Source organism: Streptococcus sp. KHUD_010, assembly GCF_040207525.1.
Classification (GTDB): Bacteria; Bacillota; Bacilli; order Lactobacillales; family Streptococcaceae; genus Streptococcus; species Streptococcus hominis.
The window spans coordinates 304,878-331,233 of the sequence record NZ_CP157941.1; the positions used below are offsets into that span (position 1 = coordinate 304,878).

Genomic DNA, 26,356 nt, shown 5'->3' on the forward strand with positions numbered 1-26,356 from the left:
ATTCAGAACTTTTTTGATAGGATTAAGGTAAAACAATGAAAGCGAGAACAAGATGACACGTTTACAAGATGATTTTTTTGATTATGTTAATGGTGAATGGGAAAAAACAGCAGTTATTCCTGATGATAAACCTATGACAGGTGGATTTATGGATTTGGATCAAGATATTGAAAAATTGATGCTGGCCACAACTGATAAATGGTTAGCAGGCCAAAATGTACCGAATGATCCAGTCTTGAAAAATTTTGTGAAATATCACCGTTTGGTGGCAGATTTTGACGGGCGGGAACAAGCAGGAGTTGCTCCTGCAATGCCGCTGGTAGAAGAATATAAAGCGCTCGGCTCTTTCAAAGAATTTACTGGAAAGATTGCTGAATATGAAATGGCTGGAAAGCCAAATTTCTTTACTTTTGACGTCGCGCCAGACTTTATGAATGCGCAAATGAATGTTCTCTGGGCTGATGCACCTGGAATCATTTTGCCAGATACAACCTACTATGAAGAAGGAAATGAAAAAGGTAAGGAATTGCTGGCAATCTGGCGGAAAATGCAGGAAAAACTGCTGCCTAAATTTGGCTTTTCGAAAGAAGAAACAAAAGATATTTTAGATAAATATCTGGAATTGGATGCTAAATTAGCCAAGTATGTCCTGTCAAATGAAGAAAGCTCGGAATATGTGAAATTATATCATCCTTATGATTGGACAGATTTCACGAAGCTAGCTCCAGAGTTGCCACTTAATGCGATTTTTACAGAGATTTTGGGACAAATCCCAGACAAGGTGATTGTTCCGCAAGAGCGCTTCTGGAAAGAGTTTGCGGCGGAATATTATTCAGAAAAGAATTGGGCTGCTATCCATGCAGGATTGAAATTGTTTGCGGCTGGAGCATGGACTTCTTTACTCACTGAAGAAATTCGTGTCCTTTCAGGGACCTATGCACGCGCTATCTCAGGTGTCCCAGAACCCCGTCCAAAAGAAAAGGCAGCTTACCAGCTAGCGCAAGGTCCGTATAACCAAGCCCTTGGTCTTTGGTATGCGGGAGAAAAATTCTCGCCTGAAGCAAAAGCAGATGTAGAGCACAAAGTTGCTGCTATGATTGATGTTTATAAGTCGCGTCTGGAAACGGCGGATTGGCTCGCTAAGGAAACACGTGGCAAAGCGATTGTTAAGCTCAATGTCATCACACCGCATATCGGCTATCCAGAGAAATTGCCAGAAACCTATGAGAAAAAAGTGATTGATGAGAATTTGAGCTTAGTTGAGAATGCTCGAAACTTAGCAAAAATTTCTATTGCGCATACATGGAGCAAGTGGAACAAGGAAGTGGATCGCAGTGAATGGCACATGCCAGCTCATATGGTCAATGCATATTATGACCCACAGCAAAATCAAATTGTGTTCCCAGCAGCTATTCTCCAAGCGCCATTTTATGATTTACATCAATCTTCATCAGCCAACTATGGCGGTATCGGTGCGGTGATTGCTCATGAAATTTCTCATGCCTTTGACTCAAATGGAGCTTCATTTGACGAACACGGAAGTTTGAACAATTGGTGGAAGCCAGAAGATTACGAGGCCTTCCAAGCACGTACTCAAAAGGTGATTGAGCAATTTGACGGACAGGATTCTTACGGTGCTAAAGTCAATGGGAAACTAACTGTTTCAGAAAATATTGCAGACCTTGGTGGTATTGCGGCAGCACTGGAAGCTGCTAAGAAAGAAGCAGACTTCTCTGCAGAAGAGTTCTTTACGAACTTTGCTCGTATCTGGCGCATGAAAGCTCGTCCAGAATACATGCAAATGCTAGCCAGCGTGGACGTGCATGCTCCCGGAAAACTTCGGACCAATATTCAATTGCCAAACTTTGATGATTTCTTTACGACTTTTGACGTTAAAGAAGGAGACGGCATGTGGCGCAAACCAGAAGACCGTGTGATTATTTGGTAATGGTATCACTTTACTCAAAACCAGTTGGAATGGTCAGCTGGTTTTTTGTGTGTTTAGCGCATAGAGGCTGGCTAATTGCTTTGTCTTATGAATAAATTACACAAAGAAGGAAAGTTTTCATGGACTGAACAAATTAAAAAAACTGAAAATTTAATTTATTTCTCTGTTTGGGAGTGTTATAATGAATAAATATAGGATAGAATGAAGAACGTGAGGAGAAAGTGATGACAGAAGAGCAAGAAAAAATATCACGAGGCAGAAAGAAAGAGCTGATTGCTCGTTTGAAAGAACTGATCCAGCCTAAAATGAAACTGATTTATCTATCGGCTTTTTTAGCTTGGCTTCAATTCATCATGCGGATTTTGGGCTTTGCATTGATAGCAAAAGTTTTGTCGGATTTATATGAGGGAATACCATTGAATTTTTTGTCGGTTCTTTTTTGGCTATTTTTCTTTTCTTGTTTAGGTTTTGCGCTTTCGCTTCTGGCGAAAAATTTCCAAGGAGTAGCTTCGCAGTTTGCTCGCAACAAACTAAAAGCAGTATTTTTTCAGGCTTTCGTAGATAAAGACGGAGAATTTCAAGATAGTAAGACGGCTGCAGATGTTTTGACGGTAGCGTCACAAGGAATTGACAGTTTGGATACGTATTATTCTTATTATCTCCCCTTAAATCTACGAACGTATTTGAATTGCTTGACAGTGTTGGTGATTGTGTTTTTTCTGTTCCCTGCTGGCGGTTTGATTTTTATTCTCTCGCTGCCTTTGATTCCTATGTCTATCATTCTCATGCAGAAGCGTTCGCGCAGGATTATGAATCGTTACTGGGCTTCTTATATGGATGTTGGCAATCTCTTTTTAGATGATCTTCAGGGGCTGAACACTCTTTATTCTTATCAGGCAGATGCTAAATATGAAAAGGAATTTGCAGCGCAGGCAGAGGATTTCCGTGATGCAACTATGGAACTTCTAGGATTTCAGCTGCAGTCAGTTGGCTACATGGATGCAGTCATGTACTTGGGGATTGGCGTGTCAGGATTCGTTGCAGCTTCCATGTTACAAGCAGGGCACTTATCACTGTTTGCTATGATTTACTTTGTTTTTATTGCAACTGAGTTTTTCACGCCGATTCGTGAAGCCGGTTATGGAATGCATTTAGTTATGATGAATACCAAAATGGCTGATCGAATTTTTGGGTTTTTGGATTCGATTGAAAAAGAAGCAAAAGAGGAACGGCAGGAATTGCCTCCTTTTAGTGAATTGACAGTTAATGGCTTGGATTTTGCTTTTGCGGATAGAAAATTATTTGAAAATCTAAGTTTTAAAATGAAACGAGGACAAATCTTAGCCATTGCAGGAGAAAGCGGCCGTGGGAAAACGACGTTAGCCAAGCTGTTGTTGGGGAAACGACAGGCGGACAGAGGCTCCATTTTCTTAGGAGCAAAAGAAATCAAAGGCCTATCCCAATCAACCATTTATCAGGAAGTCATGTACGTGTCAGCAAACAGTGTCCTTTTAAACGCATCCATTCTTGAGAATTTACAGTTGGCGGTAGATTGGTCGCGGGTTGAATTAGAGGACTGGCTGGCTGAAAAAGGTGTTTTAGCATTTGTAAGAGATCTGCCTCAAGGTCTTGAGACTCTTGTGGGGGAAAACGGCAGTCAATTATCACCGGGGCAACGCCAGCAGATCATTTGTGTGCGAGCTGTCTTGGCCAAGCGTTCACTCTATCTGTTTGATGAAGTGACATCCAGTGTAGATAAAGACAATGAAGTGGCTATCTATGATTTGCTAAATTTGGTAGCGCAAGATGCGCTTGTCATTGAGATTAGCCATAAGATAAAACAAGTCGCTAAAGCAAGTCAAGTTCTCTTTATAGAAAAAGAAAAAACGGTTTTGGGAACGCCGACAGAAGTCTATGAACAGAGTGAAGAATACCGTCAATTGGCAAATACCCAGCAAGAGTTGGAGGAATTAACGCATGGAAACTAAAAAACGTTACACAACTCGTGCTATCCTCAGCAGACTTTTTCAGGTGATGAACCATTTGCTCCCTTTTATCGCTCTAGCGGTTTTCTTTGCGGTACTTGGCTTTGTCACAACGGTGACAATTCCAACTCTTGTGATTGTATTAGGTTTTCATGCTTTAAATGGTCAGCAGTCTGCTTGGTGGAGTCTGATTTTATTGATTGGACTAGCCCTGGCTCGGGGCGCCTTTCGCTATGGAGAGCATTATTTTGGGCATTTTGTTGCCTTCCATTCTCTGGCGGATTTACGTAAGCTCATTTTTGCGAAGCTACGCCGTTTGGCACCAGCAAAGTTGGATCGTCAGGACAGCGGAAAATTGCTCAAGATGATTGGTGAAGATATTGAAGCGCTGGAAATCTTTTTTGCACATACGATAGCTCCTATTTGTACAGGGTTCTTGACAGCTCTTTTGATGGGAATGTATTTTGCATATTTCTCGTTTTGGTTTGCTTTAGTGACTTTAATGACTTATGGGATTTTAGCTATTATTTTACCGAGAATGTTTGCTCTCGGTTTACAAGATATTTTGCAGAAGCAAAATCAGGAACGCTCGAATTATGTTTCTTTTTTCTTGGAAAGTCTGAAAGCGATGGGCGATTTGTCTCAATTTGGCAAGAGTCACGAACGATTTGCAGAATTGACGGGCAAAAGTCAGACCGTGAATCAGTTGGAAAGACAGGTTACCCAGAAACAATATCTACAGCAAACGGTAACCTTTTTGGTGGTGGGACTGTCTCTTACAAGCGTTGCTCTTTTGGCATTCTATCAAGTGGAAAATCATCAGTTATCTTGTCAGGGAGCGGTTCTCGTTTTAGTTGCTTTTTCTAGCTCTTTTGCTCCTTTTTTAGAATTAGGACGCCTGCCTTTAGGATTTAAACGAGCTATGAATGCAGGTCGTACTGTTTTTGCTCTCTTAGATGAGGTAGAGCCCGTCCAAACTGGTCAGGAAATAGCTGTCACTTTAGACGATATTCTGATTGAGAATATGGATTTTGCCTACGACAATCGTCAGCAAAAGCTGTTTAATAATTTCTCTGCACATTTTGAAAAAGGGAAGATTATTGGCTTGATTGGTAAGAGTGGTAGTGGTAAATCAACCCTGATGAAGCTCATTATGCGTTGGTATGACAGCAATGCTGGTTCAGTTTTTCTTACTGGTGTAGATGCTAGAGAAATCAATCGTCAGCATTTGCAGGCTTCATTTGCCTATGTACCACAGATAGCTCAGCTTTTTCACCAATCTTTGAGAGAAAATCTCTTACTGGGGAGAAACGACATTAGTGATGAGAGTATCTGGAAGTTGGCAGAAAGATGCCGACTAAAAGAGTGCCTAGAAAGATTGCCGAATGGTTTGGATACAATTATTGACGGTGAACGTGACTTTTCAGCTGGAGAAAGACAGCGTTTAGAGCTTATGCGGGCACTCTTGAAAAAGGCGGATTGTTATATCTTTGATGAGCCGACTAGCAATCTTGATTCGCTCAACGAAGCGGCGTTTCTGTCTATTGTAAAAGAAGAATGCCAAGGAATGATTTTTATGATTTCACACCGTCTGTCAACAGTGGCATTTGCAGGTGAAGTCTATGAATTGGACGTATCGCGGTTAAAGCGACTGCAATAAAAAGGGTAGAATAAATGCTAGGCTTCATATTTTAGGATTTTCCATTTAGCTATGGAGTTAAAACTTCTCAATAAAATGATCTAGAAAACAAATCCAGTTAGTAAAGTATCCTTTTTTGATTATGTTTCCTCTTTCCCTAATTATGCCTTTTAAAATCGCCTAAAAATGGTATAATAATAACATCACAAAATTGGAGTGAATCAATGACCTTTTATAATCACAAATCAATTGAAAAAAATGGCAACATTATTGGGCTGAAAATCATACCTTCAAGACAGGAACAGATGCTGACAAACCAAACTTTTATGCGCTGGATATGTTTCCTTACCCATCTGGAGCTGGTCTGCACGTAGGACATCCAGAAGGATACACTGCGACTGATATTCTTAGCCGTTTCAAACGTGCGCAAGGCTACAATGTTCTTCACCCAATGGGCTGGGATGCTTTTGGGCTTCCTGCTGAGCAATACGCGATGGACACAGGAAATGACCCAGCTGAGTTTACGGCAGAAAACATTGCCAATTTCAAACGCCAAATCAACTCACTTGGTTTCTCATATGACTGGGATCGTGAAGTGAATACAACGGATCCTAACTACTACAAATGGACTCAGTGGATTTTCACAAAATTATATGAAAAAGGCTTGGCATACGAAGCCGAAGTACCAGTAAACTGGGTTGAGGAACTAGGAACAGCTATCGCCAATGAAGAAGTCCTTCCAGATGGGACATCGGAGCGTGGTGGCTATCCAGTTGTCCGCAAACCAATGCGCCAATGGATGCTTAAAATCACTGCCTATGCAGAGCTGGCAGAAGGCTTGGTAGAGGTTGATACTGCTGGTTGGGCAGAAGGCTGGGAAAAACTCAGTAGCCGAATTAAGGAAGGCTTTGAATCGATTGCCAAAGAAATGGAAGAACAAGGTGGTGGGAATGCCCTTGTTGTCAGCCACGGGATGACCATTGGAACCATTGTGTACCTGATCAATGGCATGCATCCGCATGGTCTCGATAATGGTAGCGTGACGATTCTTGAATATGAGAACGGCCAGTTTACGGTTCAAGTCGTTGGCGACCGTAGCTATCGAGAACTCGGACGTGAGAAGATTGAAGAAATAAAAAATTGATAGAAGTTAGCTCCGATTAGGAGCTAATTTTGAGTTAAAGGGTATGATTTAAATCAATAGTTCCGAAAAAGTAAAAATTTTTGGGAGATGTTATGAAAGGAAGGTTAGAATCGTTTTGGAGAAATCCCAAAGTTCAATATAGTGGCATCCGATATAAACAGAGTGAAATCAAACTAAAAGGATTGAATCTTGTATAACGCAAAACTCAATCCTTCATTAAAGAAATATTTATCATGTTTAGTAATCAGTCAAATCTAGTTGAAAGGTATGTTATATTTGAATGAAATTACCAAATATAAGGGAAAATTCGATAGCGAACCTTTTGACAGTATGTTTCATATGTTTTTCCAAAATGATTGTGTAAGGCTTTTTCTTCTACCTTTAATCGAATACTGTAACCAACTACCAATAGAATGAGACAAATAATAATTGTGAGAGGATTTAATGAAACAATTGACAAGCCAAGTATGGATACGATACTACCAGTATAGGCAGGATTTCTCACTATAGAGTAGGGACCTGCTTCTACCAATTGTTGACTATCTGTTGTTTGAACAGCAAGTGTAAAATTCTTCCCAAGATAATTAACTGCATAGATACGTAATATAAAGCCGGCTAGAGAAAGGAGAATTCCAATATAGATCAAAAAATGTGGCAGTTGAGCTATAGAAGGTAGAAGTTGTTCATTCATTAATAGAAGACAACAAACAACACTACCAATAATGATGTAACGACTTCCTTTGTCTTCAGAGTTATTTTCATTGTTTGATTTTGTTTTCCTTTTAATCCACGTTTCTGTGATGATGAAAAGGAGAATGAACCCATATGCAAAAATCGTTTGTAAATCCATGATATTTCCTCCAGCTAGCATTATACAACTTTTAATTTTAGTGGTCAATTAAAAGGAAATAGTTAGAGTATGTTTTGTAATAGATATCAATGGAAACTTCATGATTTCATCTGTAAAAATCTCTTGAAAATGGTATAATAGTAACATCATAAAATTGGAGAAATAGCATGAGTTTTTACAATCATAAAGAAATTGAGCCTAAGTGGCAAGGCTACTGGGCGAAACATCATACATTTAAGACAGGAACGGATGTATCAAAACCGAAGTTTTATGCGCTTGACATGTTCCCATATCCTTCAGGAGCTGGATTGCACGTAGGACACCCAGAAGGTTATACAGCAACCGATATCCTCAGCCGTTACAAACGTGCGCAAGGATACAACGTCCTTCACCCAATGGGATGGGATGCCTTTGGTTTGCCTGCAGAGCAATACGCTATGGACACAGGAAATGACCCAGCAGAATTTACAGCGGAAAATATTGCCAACTTCAAACGCCAAATTAATGCGCTTGGATTTTCTTACGACTGGGACCGTGAAGTCAACACCACAGATCCAAACTACTACAAGTGGACTCAGTGGATCTTCACCAAGCTTTACGAGAAAGGCTTGGCTTATGAAGCGGAAGTCCCAGTAAACTGGGTTGAGGAACTAGGAACAGCTATCGCCAATGAAGAGGTCCTTCCTGACGGAACATCTGAGCGTGGAGGCTATCCAGTTGTCCGCAAACCAATGCGCCAATGGATGCTCAGAATCACTGCCTATGCAGAGCGCTTGCTCAATGACTTGGATGAACTTGATTGGCCAGAGTCTATCAAGGACATGCAACGCAACTGGATTGGGAAATCAACTGGTGCCAATGTCACCTTCAAAGTGAAAGGAACAGATAAGGAATTCACCGTCTTTACCACTCGTCCAGATACATTATTTGGTGCGACTTACGCTGTTTTAGCGCCTGAGCACCCACTTGTTGAAGCTATTACAACACCAGAACAAGCGCAAGCAGTTGCTGACTATAAACATCAAGCAAGTCTTAAATCTGACCTTGCTCGTACGGACCTTGCTAAAGAAAAAACAGGTGTTTGGACTGGTAGCTATGCCATTAACCCAGTAAATGGTAAAGAAATGCCAATCTGGATTGCCGATTATGTGCTTGCTAGCTATGGGACAGGAGCTATTATGGCAGTTCCTGCGCATGATGATCGCGACTGGGAATTTGCAAAACAATTCGATTTGGATATCATTCCAGTTCTCGAAGGCGGAAATGTTGAAGAGGAAGCTTACACAGAAGACGGACTTCACATCAACTCTGGTTTCCTAGATGGACTTGATAAAGCGCAAGCTATTGACAAAATGGTTGAATGGCTTGAAGCAGAAGGCGTTGGTAACAAGAAAGTGACTTACCGCTTGCGTGACTGGCTCTTCTCACGTCAACGTTATTGGGGTGAACCAATCCCAATCATCCATTGGGAAGACGGTACAACAACAGCTGTTCCAGAGGAGCAATTACCACTTGTATTGCCAGTAACCAAAGACATCAAACCTTCCGGTACAGGGGAATCCCCACTTGCTAACTTGACCGATTGGCTGGAAGTGACCCGTGAAGACGGGGTGAAGGGCCGCCGTGAAACCAATACTATGCCTCAATGGGCTGGTTCCAGCTGGTATTATCTGCGCTATATTGATCCACACAACGATGAAAAATTAGCAGATGAAGAATTGTTGAAACAATGGCTACCAGTTGATATTTACATCGGTGGTGCAGAACACGCTGTGCTTCACCTTCTTTACGCTCGTTTCTGGCATAAATTCCTTTATGATTTAGGTATCGTTCCAACCAAGGAACCATTCCAAAAGCTCTTTAACCAAGGGATGATTTTGGGAACAAGCTACCGCGATCACCGTGGTGCACTTGTGGCAACTGACAAAGTTGAAAAACGTGACGGTTCATTCTTTCACATTGAAACTGGTGAAGAACTTGAACAAGCACCAGCGAAAATGTCTAAATCACTTAAAAACGTTGTTAACCCTGATGATGTGGTTGAACATTATGGTGCAGATACACTTCGCGTGTACGAAATGTTCATGGGACCGCTTGATGCCTCAATCGCATGGTCTGAAGAAGGTCTTGAAGGCTCACGTAAATTCCTCGACCGCGTCTATCGCTTGTTGACGACAAAAGAAATTGTTGCAGAAAACAATGGTAATTTGGATAAAGTTTACAACGAAACAGTCAAAGCTGTAACTGAACAACTTGAAGCCATGAAATTCAATACAGCTATTGCGCAATTAATGGTATTCGTCAACGCTGCTAACAAAGAGGACAAACTCTTTGCTGACTACGCTAAAGGCTTTGTACAATTGTTAGCACCATTTGCACCACACCTTTCTGAAGAATTGTGGCAAACATTGACACAATCAGGCGAATCAATTTCATACGTTGCATGGCCAACATGGGACGAGGCAAAACTCGTTGAAAACGACGTTGAAATTGTTATCCAAATCAAAGGTAAAGTACGTGCTAAACTCGTTGTAGCAAAAGATTCCAGCCGTGAAGAACTTGAAAAACTTGCTCTTGCCAACGAAAAAATCAAGTCAGAAATCACTGGCAAAGAAATCATAAAGGTGATTGTAGTCCCTAACAAACTTGTTAATATTGTTGTTAAGTAATAGGTTCTGTTAGCCGTAACCCCAACCTTCAATAGTTTCTCAGGCTATTGAAGTCACCTAAATTGGCGAATATTGTTGCGAAATAAAAGAAAAATGAGGATTCTGATAACATTTGGAATCCTTTTTTGCTACCTCTAAAAAATTTAATTCACTTTTTTCATTTTCCTATTGACATGGAACGCGTTCCAGATTGTACAATGAAGTCAAGCTAGCGAAGAAATAAGATTTGAACTCGGAGTGGAGCGCAAATCCATAAAGAAAAGGAGAGAAAAATCATGCAAACAAGAACGATTAAACGTATTTTTACTGATATGGATGGGACGCTTTTAAATTCAAAGGGGCAAGTTTCCGAAAGGAATGCCAGATGCATTCGCAGAGCAGCCATTCCGATTACGATGGTCTCTGCGCGTGCGCCAATGGAGATGCGTGAGGCTATTGAATTGTTGGGTTTGCAAGGTCCGCAAGTGGGCTTTAATGGTGGTTTAATTTATGAGGTTGTCAATCATCAAATTCGTCCGCTGCACACCAAGGTTATTTTCAAGCAGACCGCATCAACGATTTTACAGGCTGTGCGGCAGCATTTTCCACAGGTCAGTCTCAGTTATTATGACTTGAATCATTGGTATTGTGATACAATAGATGAAGGAATTCGTTACGAATACGACTTGACTCATCAGGCACCGACTCAAGTTCATGATGAAGATTGTTTTCTTTCAGCTTGTGATAATCTTTTTAAAATCATGATGATTAGCTTTGAAGAGGAAGAAATGCAAGATTTGCAGGTTTATCTGAAGAGAAAAAAACCATTGTGCTCAAATCAGAGTTTATCCAGCGATAAGAGACTTGTTGTTTTTCAAATTAGCTTACTTATTTGATAAAGAAGAAGAGTTTGGGACAAAAAGATTTCAATTTTTAAAAATCTTAATTATTAAGCCCTTCAAATCTATAATTAAATGCGAAAAGCGAACAAAGCAGAATTCTGATTACCAGAAAACTAGTTTTGTTCGCTTTTTATATTTGAGGTTGGACTTTTGTCCCATCCTCTTTTTTACTGAAATTTTTCTAAACAGAAAATATTGACAAGAAAAAGTATACAATGTATACTAAGAAAGTAGACATTGTATACTTTTTGAGGGAAAAAATGAAACGAAATACAGCAGAGTTAAAAGAAAGACTGATCCAGACGGGGATTAAAGAGATTGAAGAACATGGTATCGACCAGCTATCACTGAGGACTGTCGCTAAATCCTGCGGTGTTACTCACGGCACTCCTTACCGACATTTTGAAAGTAAAGAAAACTATTTAAAAGTCGTTTTAAAACGCCTTTCTACTTTTCTCAACCAAGAGATCCAAAAAAAGATCGATTGGAAGGCTTATGCACGAAATCAACTGGCCCAAATGGGATTTAACTTTATCATCTTTGCGAAGGATTACCCCTATTTCTTTGAAGCCCTCTTCATTAAATTTCCTTTTAAGTATATGAAAGTCACTCAGGATACTATTTCGCTGGATTCTGATTTGCCAGGATTCGCTGCATTTAAACGGATTGTTTTAGAGCTTCGTAAGGAGGAAGGCTTTACCAACAGCGAAGCTGAAACACTGTTTCATTTTTGGAGTTTTATTTCAGGTCTTGCTGTTTTGGCGAACAGTCCCATTGGACGTGACCTTGACAACAAAGCCATTCAGACTAACATTGAGCAGATGCTTGATATCTATATAAAAGGAGAACAGTCATGAAAATCTTAATTATTTTTACTCATCCAAACCCTCAAAGTTTTGACGGTGCTATTCTCAAGCAAGTCCAAACCAATCTTTCTGAAGCGCATTCTGTCAAAACCTTAGATTTATATGCTAAACAGTTTGATCCAATCTTACGATTTGATGAAAATCAAAAACGCCGCGATTTGGCTAAGGTTCCTGAAATGGAAAAATACCGTGATCTTGTCACTTGGGCAGACCACCTAATCTTCATTTTCCCGATTTGGTGGAGCGGAATGCCGGCTATGCTCAAAGGATTTATTGACCGAGTATTTGTAGCTGATTTCGCTTATTCTTATAAAAAAGTCGGTCTTGAAGGGCACTTACAAGGAAAATCTGCTTGGATTATCACCACCCATAATACGCCGGCCTTTGTGCTGCCTTTTATTCAGGATTATGGTAAAGTCCTGAAAAATCAAATTTTAAAAATCTGCGCTGTCGCACCGGTTAAGCTAACACAATTAACAAATGTTGAAAAAATTTCTGATGAACAGCGCCAGCAATTCTTAGAAACCATCACTCAAACAGCCCGTCGTATTTAAAATAAGGATGATTGTAAAGCAGAAATAGTACGATACAGCTGAAAACTAGCTTAATAATCCATTTCTTATGAAACATTTCTTGAAAACCTGCGTAAAACTGCTATAATGGAAGTGGAAAAATTAAGGAGGTGTCACGATGGAATATAAGGAAGTGGAATGCAGGCTAGTGGATCATGGAATCAGAGAGTATAAAAAATTTAAAGGAATCAAGATTTATAGTAACAGCCGTTTTTCTGAAGATAGGAAAAAAATAATCTATCAAACGATTTATCTGACACCCAAGAAGAACCTTGTCTACTATCAAAGAGAAGATCTCAACTATGATTCAGAGTGGTGGCTCAGAAAGCATAAGGATCTACCATTCTACCATCAGCAAGAGGCAGATACGGTTTTCAAAATTTGCCAAGCTTTTGCTGAGTTAAGCTCTTACCTAGACAAATCTACTATCAACAAGTTGGAGCAAAAGTTAGCGGCAGGTGCTTTTATTGAAACCTTGAATATTTAACTTTACAGACAGCCAGTCTTTACGGACTGGTTTTTTTGTATGAAGTCAGTTGCATTGTTTCATAGGACATTTGTCCATTTTTGTTATTGATAAATTGTAAAATATAGTGCAACAAAAAAACTCATAGCGTTTCATTGGTGTAAACTGTAAGTAACCACACAAACAGAACCCGAGGAAAAACTATGAGCTACTCCCATCTTACCATAACCGACCGAATAAAGATAGAAACCTACTTAGAATTAGGTTTGAAACCTTGCCAAATTGCAAATAAACTTGGCGTCCATAAGTCTACCATTTCAAGAGAGTTAAGACGATGTCAAAATGGTTATTCCGCAGCCTTAGCACAGGAAGAGTACGATCGCAGGGCCAAACAAAAAGGTCGGAAGTCTCGTTTGACACCAAAGTTGAAAAAGGAAATTGAAGACGGTTTAAAATCCTCCTAGTCGCCTGAACAGATGTGTGACCGCTATCAGCTTGAACAAAAGCCAATGGTAACTTTTAAAACTATCTATAACTGGCTCTATGCTGGTTTGATTGCTCTGGATTTAAGCGTCCTTCGTCGTAAAGGAAAAACTCAACAACCCAAAGAAACACGTGGGACATTTAGGATTGGCATGTCGATTGCCAAACGTCCTAAAGAGGTCAGGAATCGTGAGACCTTTGGTCACTGGGAGCTCGATACTGTGTGTCTTCCAGAGGCAAAAGTAAGGGCTGTTTAGCGACCTTTCTGGAGCGAAAAACGCGCTGTTACTTAGCTTTCAAGATACCAGACAGAACAGCCAAATCCATGTTTTCAGCCATCGAACAACTTTGTAAGCTATTTCCAAAAGAGGCTCTTAAAACCTTCACTTCAGACAGGGGAAAAGAGTTTGCCTGCTATCCTCTGGTAGAGAATTTAGGAATTTCCTTTTTCTTTGCGGACGCCTATTCATCCTGGCAGAGAGGAAACAATGAAAACGCCAATGGCTTACTAAGAGAATATTTCCCAAAGAAAGCAGATTTAGCCGCCATCTCTGATGAGGCTTTGAACAAGGCCTTATATGATATCAATCACCGACCACGAAAATGTTTAGCTTACAGAACTGCTTGTAAAGCTCTAGTGGATGAGTACGAGTAAACGTTGCACTTTTTATTGCAATTTATCTAATAATATAGAAAATACATTTAACCTTTGTCAAAAAAACAGAGATTTTTTGTTTGAAAGCCTTTACATTTTGTTGATAAATATATATAATATCTACAGAAAACGTTTGCACTAGTCTAAAAATATTTGTGCAACTAAAAAATAAAGGAGTTTTCTTTTTATGAAGAAAGTTTATCGTTTACAATCTCGAACAGCTGAGAAGCGTCAGTATTTTGGAATTCGCAGATTAAAAGTAGGGGTAGCGTCTATTGCTATTTCTGCTAGTGTTTTTTTGGCGGGGAATGTCTTAGCGCAAGCAGAGGAAGCAAATAGTGTCGAAAACACATCTATTGAAACAGTGCAACCAACATCACCAACAAGTGAACAGTCTGATGGAGTAGAAGTGACGAACCATCAAGCAGTCGTTTCGGAAAAGTCGGAAAATCAAGGGCAAGCAACCAACTCGCTTTCGGCAACACCTAGTGTTGCCAATTCTTCACGTACAGCTTCAACTGAGGGAAGCTCATCAGAAAAACTTGACTTGACTCAAGCTCGCTCCGTAAGAGAAAATACCCCAGCTCCAACGACGGATTCAAGTACGGAAGTTCAATCTACGGAGAAGGAAACTGCACAAGCAGCAGAAGAAAAAATGACAACGAAGCCTGTTGAGAAAGTTGCATCAGATGCGACACCAGCTAAAGAAGACAAAATTGAAGAGGGCAGCATTCGTCTGCATTTTAAGACACTTCCATCGGAGAATTTAGCTAGTCTTGGCTTGTGGACCTGGGATGATGTGGAGACACCTTCCAGCCAAAAAGGCGGCTGGCCGACAGGAGCAACTAGCTTTTCAATGGCTAAAAAGGATGATTATGGCTATTATCTTGATGTCAAAATGGCACAAAAACGGAGTAAAATTAGTCTCTTAATCAATAATACAGCAGGTACAAATCTAACAGGTGACAAGACGATTGAATTGCTCAGTCCGAATATGAACGAAGTCTGGTTTGACAAGGATTACAATCCTCATACCTATGAGCCTCTAAAAGAGGGCATGGTGCGAGTCAATTATTATCGGACAGACGGGAATTATGACAAGAAGTCTCTTTGGCTCTGGGGAGATGTGGAAAATCCCAGCAAGAATTGGCCTGACGGAGTGGATTTTGAAAAAACAGGCAAGTATGGTCGCTATGTAGACGTTCCTTTAAAAGATGCTGCAAAAGCAATTGGTTTTCTACTTTTAGATGAAAGCAAATCAGGTGACGATGTGAAGATTCAACCGCAGGATTATAATCTGACAAATTTGAAGAAAAACAGTCAAATTTTCCTCCGAGATGCAGATCCGAATATTTATACCAATCCGTATTTTGTCAATGATATCCGCATGACAGGTGCTCAGCATGTCAGCTTGACGGAGATTGAAGCAACTTTCTCAACCCTTGAAAGTGCCAAAAAGGAAGATATTCTTAAGAATCTAAAAATTACAGACAAGGACAGTAAAGAAGTGGTTGTGAAAGACATTGTGCTTGATCCTAAAACAAAGAAAGCAAAAATCATAGGAGACTTTGGACAATTGCAAGCTCCTTATACGGTAAAGTATGGCAACGACCAATTTAAAATCAGTATGAATTGGCAGTTGAAGGATAGTCTCTACAAATATGATGGTGAATTGGGTGCGCGTGTTAGCCAAAAAGGTACGAAAGTGGATGTGACCTTCTGGTCACCAAGTGCGTATCAGGTAGATTTGGTTGTTTATGATAAAAATGATCAGAACAAAGTAGTTGGTAAGGTAGCGATGATAAAAGGAGAAGCTGGTACTTGGAAGACAACATTGACATCGCAAACAAATCTAGGAATTAAGGATTATCGCGGTTATTTCTATCATTATGAAATTACGCGCGGTGATAAAAAAGTACTAGCTTTGGATCCATACGCCAAATCTTTGGCAGCTTGGAACAGCGAAGATGCCGAAAAAGGTGAGTCTTACAAGATTGCAAAGGCAGCCTTTGTTGACCCAAGTGAGCTTGGTCCGAAAAATCTGACCTATGCGAACATTCCAGGCTTCAAGAGCCGGGAGGATGCAGTTATCTACGAAGCGCATGTCCGTGATTTTACTTCTGACGCAGCCATTTCTAAGAATTTGAAGTCTCAATTTGGAACATTCTCAGCTTTCGTTGAAAAATTGGACTATTTAAAAGAACTTGGGGTTACTCATATTCAGTTACTGCCGGTTTTAAGTTATTATTTTGTCAATGAATTGAAAAATGCCGAAAGATTGGACAAGTATGTTTCTAGCAATAGCAACTACAACTGGGGTTATGATCCACAAAACTACTTCTCCTTGACAGGAATGTATTCAACCAATCCGACAGATCCAGCTAAGCGCATTGAGGAATTTAAAAATCTTGTTCATGAAATTCACAAGCGCGGAATGGGTGTGATTATGGATGTGGTTTATAATCACACGGCAAAGACCTCTATTTTTGAAGATTTAGAGCCGAATTACTATCACTTTATGGATGCAGACGGCACTCCTAGAACTAGTTTTGGTGGCGGACGTTTGGGAACGACGCACTACATGAGTCGTCGTGTTTTGGTGGATTCTATCAAATATTTGACGAGCGAATACAAAGTGGATGGTTTCCGTTTTGATATGATGGGAGATCACGATGCAGACTCCATTCAAAAAGCGTATGAGGAAGCTAAAAAGTTCAATCCAAATTTGGTGATGTTAGGTGAAGGGTGGAAGACTTACACTGGAGATGAAAATAAACCAGTCCAAGCAGCGGATCAATCTTGGATGAAATCTACCGATACAGTCGGTGTATTCTCAGATGATATTCGAAATACTTTGAAATCTGGTTATCCGAACGAAGGAGCGCCCGCCTTTATCACAGGTGGAAAACGCAATGTCGAAGATGTTTTCAAAAACATCAAAGCACAACCAACGAATTTTGAAGCAGATGATCCGGGAGATGTGATTCAGTACATTGCTGCGCATGATAATTTGACCCTCTTTGATGTGATTGCTCAATCTATTAAAAAAGATCCAGCTATCGCGGCGAACAATCAAGAAATTCACCGTCGCCTGCGTTTGGGCAATCTAATGATCCTTACTTCTCAAGGGACGTCATTCCTTCACTCTGGACAAGAATACGGACGAACCAAGCAATTCCGTGACCCTGCTTATAAATATCCGGTTTCAGAAGACAAAGTGCCAAATAAATCACATCTACTGACCAATGCGGACGGTACACCATTTGAATATCCTTACTTTATACACGACTCTTATGATTCGAGCGATGCGGTCAATCATTTTGACTGGACGAAGGCAACAAACGATGACAAATTCCCTGAAAATACGAAGAGCCGCGACTATGTGAAAGGGCTGATTGCTTTGCGGAAGTCAACAGATGCCTTTACACGCAAGACCAAAGCCGAAGTCGATCAAAATGTTACTTTAATCACTCAGCCGGGTAAAGACGGGGTTGAAAAAGAGGATACAGTTCTTGGCTACCAAGTTGTGGCTTCAAATGGAGACATTTACGCTGTCTTTGTTAATGCGGATAACAAGGAGCGGAAGTTTAACTTTGGCGAAGCCTACAAGCATTTGGCAAATGCTCAAGTCGTGGCAGACGGTAATACCGCAGGGGTAACGGCTATTTCAAATCCAGCTGGTGTGACCTTAGGAGCAGACGGGGTTACCTTAGCACCATTGACAGCGACGATTTTACGCATTCAAAAAAATAGCAAACCAAATCAAGAAAAACCAAAAGAAGAACAAAATCAAACCAAGCCTTCTACGCCGAAAGGAGAGTCTGGTCAAACAACGACTTCGTCAACACAGTCAAATACTTCAGCTAGTCAGACGCAGCAACAGCAAGCGGGATCTGGAAAAGCAGATAAGACTTTACCGTCCACAGGGACGACAATTTCCATTGCTGGCGTGCTAGCAGGAATTGGCTTGTTGTTATCAAGTGTAGTTGTCCTTAAGAAAAAGAAATAAAGATTGACTGTTCGTGAGCTGTAGAGATTCCAAGCTCCTTACAGTTCACTATTTTAGATGAACTTGTTAGCTGTCTTCTGCAAATCTATTTTTCTGCTAAAATTTAACAAATGAACTTGAAATATTGATATGAAAACGCTATAATTTTGATAGATTAATATTAGGAGGATTGGTTTTATGAAATCATCTAAAGCCACAATCACAATTTTTTCAGCTCTTGCTTCGGTTATTTTATTGACCAGCTGTGGAACGAAGACGACAGACAATAAGGTTGCGCAAAGTAACACATCTGACAGTAAAGTTACCATGACTTATGACCAATTGCGATCAAGGGAAAACACCATGTCCACTCTTTGGTATCAAAAGTCAGATGAAGCTAAAGCGCTGTACCTGCAAGGTTATAATGTCGCAACGAATCGTTTGAAAGAATTGCTACAAAAACCGACAGATAAGCCCTACTCAATCGTTCTTGACTTAGATGAAACGGTATTAGACAACAGTCCTTATCAAGTTCAAAATGTCAAAGACGGTACGGCCTTTAATCCTAAAAATTGGGATGCATGGGTGAAAAAAGCTTCAGCTAAGGCAGTTCCTGGTGCTAAAGAATTTCTCCAATATGCACATCAAAACGGTGTTCAAATTTACTATGTTTCTGACCGTGATGCGAGCCAGGTAGACGCGACAATTAAGAATTTGGAAAAGGAAGGTATTCCAGTACAAGGGAAAGATCATTTGATGTTTTTAGAAAAAGGTGTGAAATCAAAAGAAGGTCGCCGTCAGAAAGTACAAGAAACGACGAATTTGGTCATGCTTTTAGGTGATAACCTCGTTGACTTTGCGGATTTCTCAAAAACATCAGCAGAAGAACGTAGTAAGAAATTAGAAGAATTAAAGAACGAATTCGGTGAAAAGTTCATCATCTTCCCAAATCCAATGTACGGTTCATGGGAAAGCACCGTTTACAAAGGCAAAAAATTAGATGCGAAAGGCCAAATTGAAGAACGCCAAAAAGCATTAGAAGGATATAAAAAATAAAAAGGAAAACAGACTCAGTGTCAACTGTAGTGGGTAACCTATCGCTAAGTGAGAGAGAATCAGATTGATTCTCTCTTTTTTGATGTTCAAAGCGATGAGAATTTTCGTTTTAAAATTGGCTCTTTGTCAACTGTAGTGGGTCGATGTCAGCTACCATCGCGAGAGGACGAGATTCGTTCTCTCTCTTTTGATGTTCAAAGCGATGAGAATGCGTTTCTTAAAGTTGTCAAAGCTCCTGAATCCAAAAGCGTTTCGCTTGATGACCTTGATGAGATTGTTAGTCGCTTCCAGCTTGGCGTTGGAGTAGGGTAGTTCCAAGGCGTTGGTAATCTTGTGTCTGTCCTTCAGGAAAGTCCGAAAGACGGTTTGAAAAATCGGGTGAACATCCGAAATAACCTCCTCCATCAGGTCAAAGAAATAATCAGCTTGCTTTTCCTGAAAGTGAAAGAGCAGAAGCTGGTAAAGCTCATAGTGCTGTCGAAGTTGGTCCGAATAGCTGAGTAGCTGATGGAGAATCTCTTGATTGGTTAAATGCGCCCGAAAAGCTGGTCTGTAAAAACGCTTATGGCTGAGCTTGCGGCTGTCCTGTTGGATGAGTTTCCAATAGCGTTTGAGGGCTCGGTATTCCTGAGATTTTCGGTCGAATTGGTGCATGATTTGGATGCGGACACGGTTCATAGCTCGGCTGAGGTGCTGGATAATGTGGAAACGATCCAGAACGATTTGGGCATGCGGAAAAAGCTGCTTGGTCAGCTGATAGTAAGGACTGAACATGTCCATGGTCATCACTTTAACCCTCCTACGAACCTGTCTAGGATAGCGTAGAAAATGATTTCGAATGACCGCTTGGGTTCTGCCGTCCAGGATGGCTAGGACCTCATTGGTATTAAAATCCTGAGCGATAAAGCTCATCTTCCCTTTCTTGAAGCTATACTCATCCCAGCTCATGATCTCTAGCAGTCTCTGCCAGTTCGTTTCAAATTTGAATTCCTTGAGCTTGCGAATGACGGTTGAGGTCGAAATTGAGAGCCTGTGGGCAATATCAGTCATGGCTTGCTTCTCAACTAATAATTGAGCGATTTTCTGTTTGACTGCGACGGCAATCTGGTGATTTTTCTGGACGAGGGAGGTTTCGGCGACAGCCATTTTTCCACAGTTCTTACAGCGAAAGCGCCGCTTTTTGAGTCGGATAAGAGTTTTGTATCCTGCTGTCTCCAGATAAGGGATTTTAGAAGGTTTCTGGAAGTCGTATTTGGCCATCTGTCCCTTGCAGGCAGGGCATGGAGGGGCATCATAGTCAAGGTGGGCTATGATTTCTTTGTGAGTGTCGGCATCAAAAAGATTGTCTATTTTGATATTTTTGTCTTCAATTCCAAGAAGTTTTGTGATAAAATCGAGTTGTTCCATATGAGTCTTTCTAATGAGTAGTTTCGTCGCTTTTCATTATAGGTCATATGGGACTTTTTGTATACACAAAAATAGCTCCATAATCTCTGCGGTAGTTTTACCCACTACAGAAATTATAGAGCCTTAAAATTGTCAAAGTTCCGGAAACCAAAAGCTTAGCATTTGACGTCCTTGATGAGATGATTGGTTTATATTAAAAACAATGAGGGATATTCCTTATCTATTTTTTAATCGAAAATTCATTTGTTTTATGGTAAAATAGTTTCATTACAATACGAGGAAAAAAGATGTCATCTACGTTTGAAATTTTAATGAATCAAATTGATATGCCACTTGATATGAGACAATCAAGTGCCTTTTTACATGCAGAAATTGAGCAAGTTTTAGTGCATACCGTTAGTCATGTTTGGGAATTTCAGTTTGTTTTTGGAGAAATTTTACCCATTGAGTTATTTCAAGAATTAAAAAAACGTTTAAATGAAGAATTTTCTAAGACGGGCAACCAAGCTATTTTTGAAATTAAGGTTGCCAATCAAGATTTTACAGAGGAGCTGTTGCAGGCTTATTACAAAGAGGCTTTTACAGAAGGACCTTGCGCCAGTCAGGGCTTTCGTAGTATGTACCAACAGTTAAAGGTACACGCGGACGGCGATCAGCTCTGGATTGAGGGCCCCTCCAGTATTGATACGGAGCATTTTCGGAAAATCCATTTGCCAAATTTAGCCAAGCAATTGGTGAAGTTTGGCTTTCCGCATTTTCACTGTCAGGTCAAAGCAAGTGACGCCTTGACTCAGCAACAAGTCGAAACTTTCCAAGCTGAGAAAGAAAAGATTGTGCAAGCGGCTAATGACGAGGCGCTAAAAGCTATCGAAGCGCTGCAACAAATGGCCCCGCCACCAGCTGAGGAAAAACCAAGCTATTCTGATTTTCAAGCACGAAAAGCGGCTGCCCGACCAAAGCTGGATAAGGCAGAGATTACGCAGATGATTGACATCCAGACTGAGGAAAATCGCATTGTCTTTGAAGGTATGGTCTTTGATCTTGAGCAAAAAGTTACCCGCACAGGGCGTGTGCTGATTAACTTTAAGATGACCGACTATACTTCTAGCTTCGCCCTTCAGAAATGGTTTAAAAACGAAGAAGAAGCCAAAAAATTTGACATCATTAGGAAAAATTCTTGGTTGCGTGTGCGTGGGAATATTGAAATGAACAACTTCACGCATGACTTGACCATGAATGTCCAAGATGTGCAAGAAGTGACACATTATGAGCGGAAAGACTTGATGCCAGAAGGTGAGAAGCGGATTGAATTTCACGCGCACACCAATATGTCAACCATGGATGCTCTTCCAGAAGTGGAGGAATTGATTGCGACAGCCGCTAAGTGGGGACATCAGGCAGTTGCTATCACAGACCACGGGAATGTGCAGAGTTTTCCGCATGGCTATAAAGCTGCGAAAAAAGCAGGCATTCAGCTGATTTATGGCATGGAAGCTAATATCGTAGAAGACCGAGTTCCTATTACTTATAACGAAGTGGATATGGAGCTCAAGGAAGCCACTTATGTTGTCTTTGACGTGGAAACTACCGGTTTGTCTGCTATTTACAATGACTTGATTCAGGTCGCGGCAAGTAAGATGTACAAGGGCAATGTCATTGCCGAGTTTGACGAGTTTATCAATCCAGGTCATCCTTTGAGTGCTTTTACGACAGATCTGACGGGGATTACAGATGAGCATGTCAAAAATGCGAAGCCGCTGGAGCAGGTCTTGCAAGAATTTCAAGACTTCTGCCAAGATACGGTACTCGTTGCCCACAATGCTACCTTTGACGTGGGATTTATGAATGTCAATTATGAGCGGCATGGACTTCCACGAATTACGCAGCCAGTCATTGATACTTTGGAGTTTGCTCGCAATCTCTATCCAGAATACAAGCGTCACGGTTTGGGACCACTGACTAAGCGTTTTCAAGTATCGCTTGATCATCATCACATGGCTAATTATGACGCGGAAGCGACAGGACGCCTACTCTTTATTTTCATTAACGATGCGGCAGAAAAACGAGGCGTTACCAATCTTCAAAAGCTAAATACAGATTTGGTGGATGAAAACTCCTATAAAAAAGCGCGGGTCAAACACGCTACGATTTATGTAAAAAATCAAACGGGTTTGAAGAACATTTTTAAATTAGTCAGTTTGTCTAATACAAAGTATTTTGAGGGTGTACCGCGGATTCCACGAACAGTTTTGGATGCGCACCGAGAAGGCTTGATTTTAGGAACGGCCTGTTCAGAAGGAGAAGTGTTTGACGCGGTTGTTTCGCAAGGTGTTGATGCTGCAGTAGAAGTTGCGAAATACTACGATTTTATTGAAATCATGCCGCCAGCAATTTATGCACCGTTGATTGCTAAAGAGCAGGTCAAGGATATCGAAGAGCTTCATACCATTATTAAGAATTTGATTGAAGTGGGAAATCGATTAGACAAGCCTGTTCTTGCTACAGGTGATGTGCATTATATCGAGCCTGAAGAAGAAATTTATCGAGAAATTATCGTCCGTAGTCTAGGGCAAGGAGCGATGATTAACCGTACCATTGGACATGGCGAAAATGCTCAACCAGCTCCACTTCCAAAAGCGCATTTCCGCACAACCAATGAAATGTTGGATGAGTTTGCCTTCTTAGGTGATGAATTAGCTCACAAAGTGGTTATTGACAATCCAAATCAATTGGCAGCAACCTTTGAACCGATTGAAGTGGTGAAAGGTGACCTTTATACACCATTTATTGACAAATCAGAGGAAAAAGTCGCTGAGATGACTTATGCCAAAGCTTTTGAAATTTATGGAAATCCGCTGCCGGATATTGTTGACCGACGAATTGAGCGGGAATTATCCTCCATTTTGGGGAATGGATTTGCCGTGATTTATCTGGCTTCGCAAATGTTGGTACAGCGTTCAAATGAGCGTGGCTATCTAGTGGGTTCACGTGGTTCGGTCGGCTCTAGTTTTGTGGCGACCATGATTGGGATTACTGAGGTAAACCCTTTATCTCCTCACTATGTTTGTGGCAAATGCCAGTATTCAGAATTTATTACGGACGGTTCTTACGGTTCAGGCTTTGATATGCCAGATAAAGATTGTCCGCATTGTGGACATAAGTTGAGTAAAAATGGACAGGATATTCCTTTTGAAACCTTCCTTGGCTTCGATGGTGACAAGGTGCCTGATATTGACTTGAACTTTTCTGGTGAAGATCAACCGAGTGCTCACTTGGATGTCCGAGATATTTTTGGTGAGGAATATGCCTTTCGTGCTGGTACGGTTGGTACAGTCGCTGCCAAAACAGCTTATGGTTTTGTGAAAGGGTATGAGCGGGATTACAATAAATTTTACCGTGACGCAGAAGTAGAGCGATTGGCGCAAGGTGCAGCAGGTGTCAAACGGACGACTGGACAGCACCCTGGAGGAATTGTGGTTATTCCAAACTATATGGATGTCTATGATTTCACACCAGTTCAGTATCCGGCGGATGATTTGACGGCAGAGTGGCAAACGACTCACTTTAATTTCCATGATATCGATGAAAATGTCCTAAAACTTGACGTTCTCGGTCATGATGATCCGACCATGATTCGAAAATTGCAGGATTTATCAGGCATTGACCCAAATGAAATTCCAATGGATGACCAAGAAGTTATGGCTCTCTTTTCTGGAACAGATGTTCTCGGAGTGACACAAGAGCAAATAGGTACGCCGACTGGTATGCTGGGGATTCCTGAATTTGGAACCAACTTCGTGCGAGGTATGGTGGATGAAACTCATCCAACGACCTTTGCGGAATTGCTTCAATTATCAGGATTGTCTCACGGTACTGACGTATGGTTGGGCAATGCACAAGATTTGATTAAGCAGGGAATTGCTGACCTGTCCACCGTTATCGGTTGTCGAGATGACATTATGGTCTATCTGATGCACAAGGGCTTAGAGCCTAAAATGGCCTTTACCATTATGGAACGGGTGCGGAAAGGCATGTGGCTCAAAATTTCTGATGAAGAGAGAAATGGCTATATCGCTGCCATGAAGGAGAACAATGTGCCTGAGTGGTACATTGAATCTTGTGGAAAGATTAAGTACATGTTTCCCAAAGCTCACGCGGCTGCCTATGTGATGATGGCCTTGCGGGTGGCCTACTTCAAGGTGCATCATCCGATTTATTACTACTGTGCCTACTTTTCTATTCGTGCCAAAGCCTTTGACATCAAAGTCATGGGTAGTGGGCTAGATGCAGTGAAGCGCAAGATGAACGAAATCGCTGAAAAACGCAAAAATAATGAAGCTTCCAATGTTGAAATTGACCTTTATACAACCCTAGAAATCGTCAATGAAATGCTGGAAAGAGGCTTCAAATTTGGCAAACTCGATCTTTATAAGAGTGATGCGACAGAATTTCTTATTGACGGAGATAGCTTAATTCCTCCATTTTCTGCTATGGATGGTTTGGGAGACAACGTTGCAAAACAATTGGTTAAAGCGCGTGCAGAAGGAGAGTTTCTTTCAAAAACCGAATTGCGCAAGCGCGGTGGCTTATCCACTACTCTAGTTGATAAAATGGATGAAATGGGAATTCTAGGCAATATGCCAGAAGACAATCAGCTCAGTCTCTTTGATGATTTATTCTAAGATCTTTTCTTTTGATGAATGTGGGAAACTTTCATCAGAGACAGTTGCCATTAGACTAAAATTTTCGCTCGTTTGTTTGCAAAATATGATTGGTTTTGCAGCTTCATGGTAATGACTTCCTGCGAGTAGCTGGCTGTTTTTTGAAAGGTTCTACTAAAATAGTCAAAGTAGAGTGGAAATTTTACTACTTGTAAAGTTTTTTACAAAATTTTATAGATTACGGTTGTTCTTTGTAAGCTATTTACAAATAGAAAGGATACATTATGAAGTTAATGATTTCAGCTGAAGATAAAAAATCCCTAAGAGATTTTCATTATTCACTAGAATTTTCTGGAAAAGTAGTACTTGCCTCGGTGGCGTTGGTCAGTTTGGCTGTGTTAGCAAGTCGTGCCCGTTCTTCCGAAAAGAAGAAAAGCTGCTGTTTGCATAAAAATAATGCAAAAGTGAGAATAATAAAATAATCAGGAAGGATAACTAAATGATTGGGAGTATGTTTGTCGGTTTCATTATTGGTCTAATTGCAGCAGCAATCACCAATCGTGGAGAACGAATGGGCTGTATTGGCAAGATTTTACTAGGTTGGTTTGGAGCCTGGCTTGGGCAAATGCTCTTTGGTAATTGGGGACCTCATCTGTCAGATACAGCGATTATTCCATCTGTGTTGGGAGCGATTATTCTTTTAGCTATTTTCTGGGAAAGAGGAAGCTGACTTCTAAAAATAGGAGTGAGACCGATACCTACAATTGCTAGTGCAGTCGCTCACAAAGGAATTAAAATTTGAAAATGTTAATCTCAGCTATCTTGTTTCAAAACTTCGGTGCAAAATGTCTCGTATAGTCTCACCCCACAAGGCGACTTAACAGTTTTCCCTACTGTTGAGGTAATGAATGCAGAAAACGAAATTTTCATCAAAATTGCTCTTTGGAGTTTCAAAAGCGAATGAAGATGAGACTTGCTTCACAAGTTCTATTTACCACCTCAAAACGGTGCTTTGTTTTGTGCGATAGCAGTTGCGTTAAAATTGCTTGTCATCCTAAAGTCATGAGTCTGAGACAGATTCACATG

The 26,356-nt window shown here is 40.7% G+C and carries 15 protein-coding genes and 3 pseudogenes; 16 read left to right on the top strand and 2 right to left on the bottom strand.

Features of this window, described 5'->3' with window-relative positions:
• The first annotated feature begins 52 nt into the window (after positions 1-52).
• The 5 genes and pseudogenes from ABKA15_RS01590 to ABKA15_RS01610 all read left to right on the top strand — a co-directional run bounded on the left by ABKA15_RS01590 (position 53) and on the right by ABKA15_RS01610 (position 6,716).
• Positions 53-1,948 carry a M13-type metalloendopeptidase gene (locus ABKA15_RS01590; protein WP_049513117.1) on the top strand — a complete coding sequence of 632 codons (1,896 nt, stop codon included), beginning with the start codon at positions 53-55 and terminating at the stop codon, positions 1,946-1,948.
• 224 nt (positions 1,949-2,172) lie between these two features.
• Complete coding sequence (locus ABKA15_RS01595; protein WP_350015366.1) at positions 2,173-3,936, top strand: ATP-binding cassette domain-containing protein; 1,764 nt, start codon at positions 2,173-2,175, stop codon at positions 3,934-3,936.
• A complete protein-coding gene (locus tag ABKA15_RS01600; RefSeq protein ID WP_049513113.1) occupies positions 3,926-5,593 on the top strand; it encodes an ABC transporter ATP-binding protein in 1,668 nt (555 codons plus the stop codon). The genes ABKA15_RS01595 and ABKA15_RS01600 overlap by 11 nt, the downstream gene beginning before the upstream one ends.
• A 203-nt stretch (positions 5,594-5,796) precedes the next feature.
• Positions 5,797-6,398: pseudogene (locus tag ABKA15_RS01605) on the top strand (class I tRNA ligase family protein); the annotation flags it as partial.
• The gene (locus ABKA15_RS01610; protein WP_247937502.1) at positions 6,372-6,716 is read left to right on the top strand and encodes a histidine phosphatase family protein; all 345 of its coding nucleotides are present in this window, start codon (positions 6,372-6,374) and stop codon (positions 6,714-6,716) included. The pseudogene ABKA15_RS01605 and the gene ABKA15_RS01610, both read left to right, overlap by 27 nt.
• A gap of 286 nt (positions 6,717-7,002) precedes the next feature.
• On the opposite strand, the gene ABKA15_RS01615 is transcribed toward ABKA15_RS01610, so the two are convergent.
• Positions 7,003-7,566: an isoprenylcysteine carboxylmethyltransferase family protein gene (locus ABKA15_RS01615; protein WP_049513109.1), complete on the bottom strand. Its 564-nt coding sequence runs from the start codon at positions 7,564-7,566 to the stop codon at positions 7,003-7,005.
• Positions 7,567-7,733: 167 nt separating this feature from the next.
• Here ABKA15_RS01615 and leuS point away from each other — a divergent pair, with 167 nt between their 5' ends.
• The 8 genes and pseudogenes from leuS (at position 7,734) to ABKA15_RS01655 (ending at position 19,202) form a co-directional block, all read left to right on the top strand.
• Positions 7,734-10,235: a leucine--tRNA ligase gene (gene leuS, locus ABKA15_RS01620; protein WP_049513107.1), complete on the top strand. Its 2,502-nt coding sequence runs from the start codon at positions 7,734-7,736 to the stop codon at positions 10,233-10,235.
• Between the two features lie 275 nt (positions 10,236-10,510).
• A pseudogene (locus ABKA15_RS01625) lies at positions 10,511-11,026 on the top strand (HAD family hydrolase); the annotation flags it as partial.
• Between the two features lie 350 nt (positions 11,027-11,376).
• Positions 11,377-11,973 carry a TetR/AcrR family transcriptional regulator gene (locus ABKA15_RS01630; RefSeq protein ID WP_049513229.1) on the top strand — a complete coding sequence of 199 codons (597 nt, stop codon included), beginning with the start codon at positions 11,377-11,379 and terminating at the stop codon, positions 11,971-11,973.
• Positions 11,970-12,536 carry an NAD(P)H-dependent oxidoreductase gene (locus ABKA15_RS01635; protein WP_049513103.1) on the top strand — a complete coding sequence of 189 codons (567 nt, stop codon included), beginning with the start codon at positions 11,970-11,972 and terminating at the stop codon, positions 12,534-12,536. The genes ABKA15_RS01630 and ABKA15_RS01635 overlap by 4 nt, the downstream gene beginning before the upstream one ends.
• Before the next feature lie 136 nt (positions 12,537-12,672).
• Positions 12,673-13,041, top strand: coding sequence for an EXLDI protein (locus ABKA15_RS01640; RefSeq protein ID WP_049513101.1), 369 nt, complete (start codon positions 12,673-12,675; stop codon positions 13,039-13,041).
• A gap of 182 nt (positions 13,042-13,223) precedes the next feature.
• Positions 13,224-14,158: pseudogene (locus ABKA15_RS01645) on the top strand (IS30 family transposase).
• 187 nt (positions 14,159-14,345) lie between these two features.
• On the top strand, positions 14,346-18,167 hold the full coding sequence (locus ABKA15_RS01650) for a pullulanase (protein ID WP_049513581.1): 3,822 nt from the start codon (positions 14,346-14,348) through the stop codon (positions 18,165-18,167).
• A gap of 177 nt (positions 18,168-18,344) precedes the next feature.
• Positions 18,345-19,202 (top strand): 5'-nucleotidase, lipoprotein e(P4) family, encoded by an 858-nt coding sequence (locus ABKA15_RS01655; RefSeq protein WP_049513582.1) that lies wholly within the window; start codon positions 18,345-18,347, stop codon positions 19,200-19,202.
• 150 nt (positions 19,203-19,352) lie between these two features.
• Here the strand turns inward: ABKA15_RS01655 and ABKA15_RS01660 are convergent, their stop codons facing one another.
• Positions 19,353-20,609, bottom strand: coding sequence for an ISL3 family transposase (locus ABKA15_RS01660; protein ID WP_350015367.1), 1,257 nt, complete (start codon positions 20,607-20,609; stop codon positions 19,353-19,355).
• A gap of 287 nt (positions 20,610-20,896) precedes the next feature.
• Between ABKA15_RS01660 and ABKA15_RS01665 the strand changes: the two genes are divergently transcribed.
• The 3 genes from ABKA15_RS01665 (at position 20,897) to ABKA15_RS01675 (ending at position 26,000) form a co-directional block, all read left to right on the top strand.
• On the top strand, positions 20,897-25,291 hold the full coding sequence (locus ABKA15_RS01665) for a PolC-type DNA polymerase III (protein ID WP_049512990.1): 4,395 nt from the start codon (positions 20,897-20,899) through the stop codon (positions 25,289-25,291).
• 263 nt (positions 25,292-25,554) lie between these two features.
• Positions 25,555-25,752 (top strand): hypothetical protein, encoded by a 198-nt coding sequence (locus tag ABKA15_RS01670; RefSeq protein WP_350015368.1) that lies wholly within the window; start codon positions 25,555-25,557, stop codon positions 25,750-25,752.
• 17 nt (positions 25,753-25,769) lie between these two features.
• Positions 25,770-26,000, top strand: coding sequence for a GlsB/YeaQ/YmgE family stress response membrane protein (locus ABKA15_RS01675; protein WP_003039588.1), 231 nt, complete (start codon positions 25,770-25,772; stop codon positions 25,998-26,000).
• Positions 26,001-26,356 lie beyond the last annotated feature (356 nt).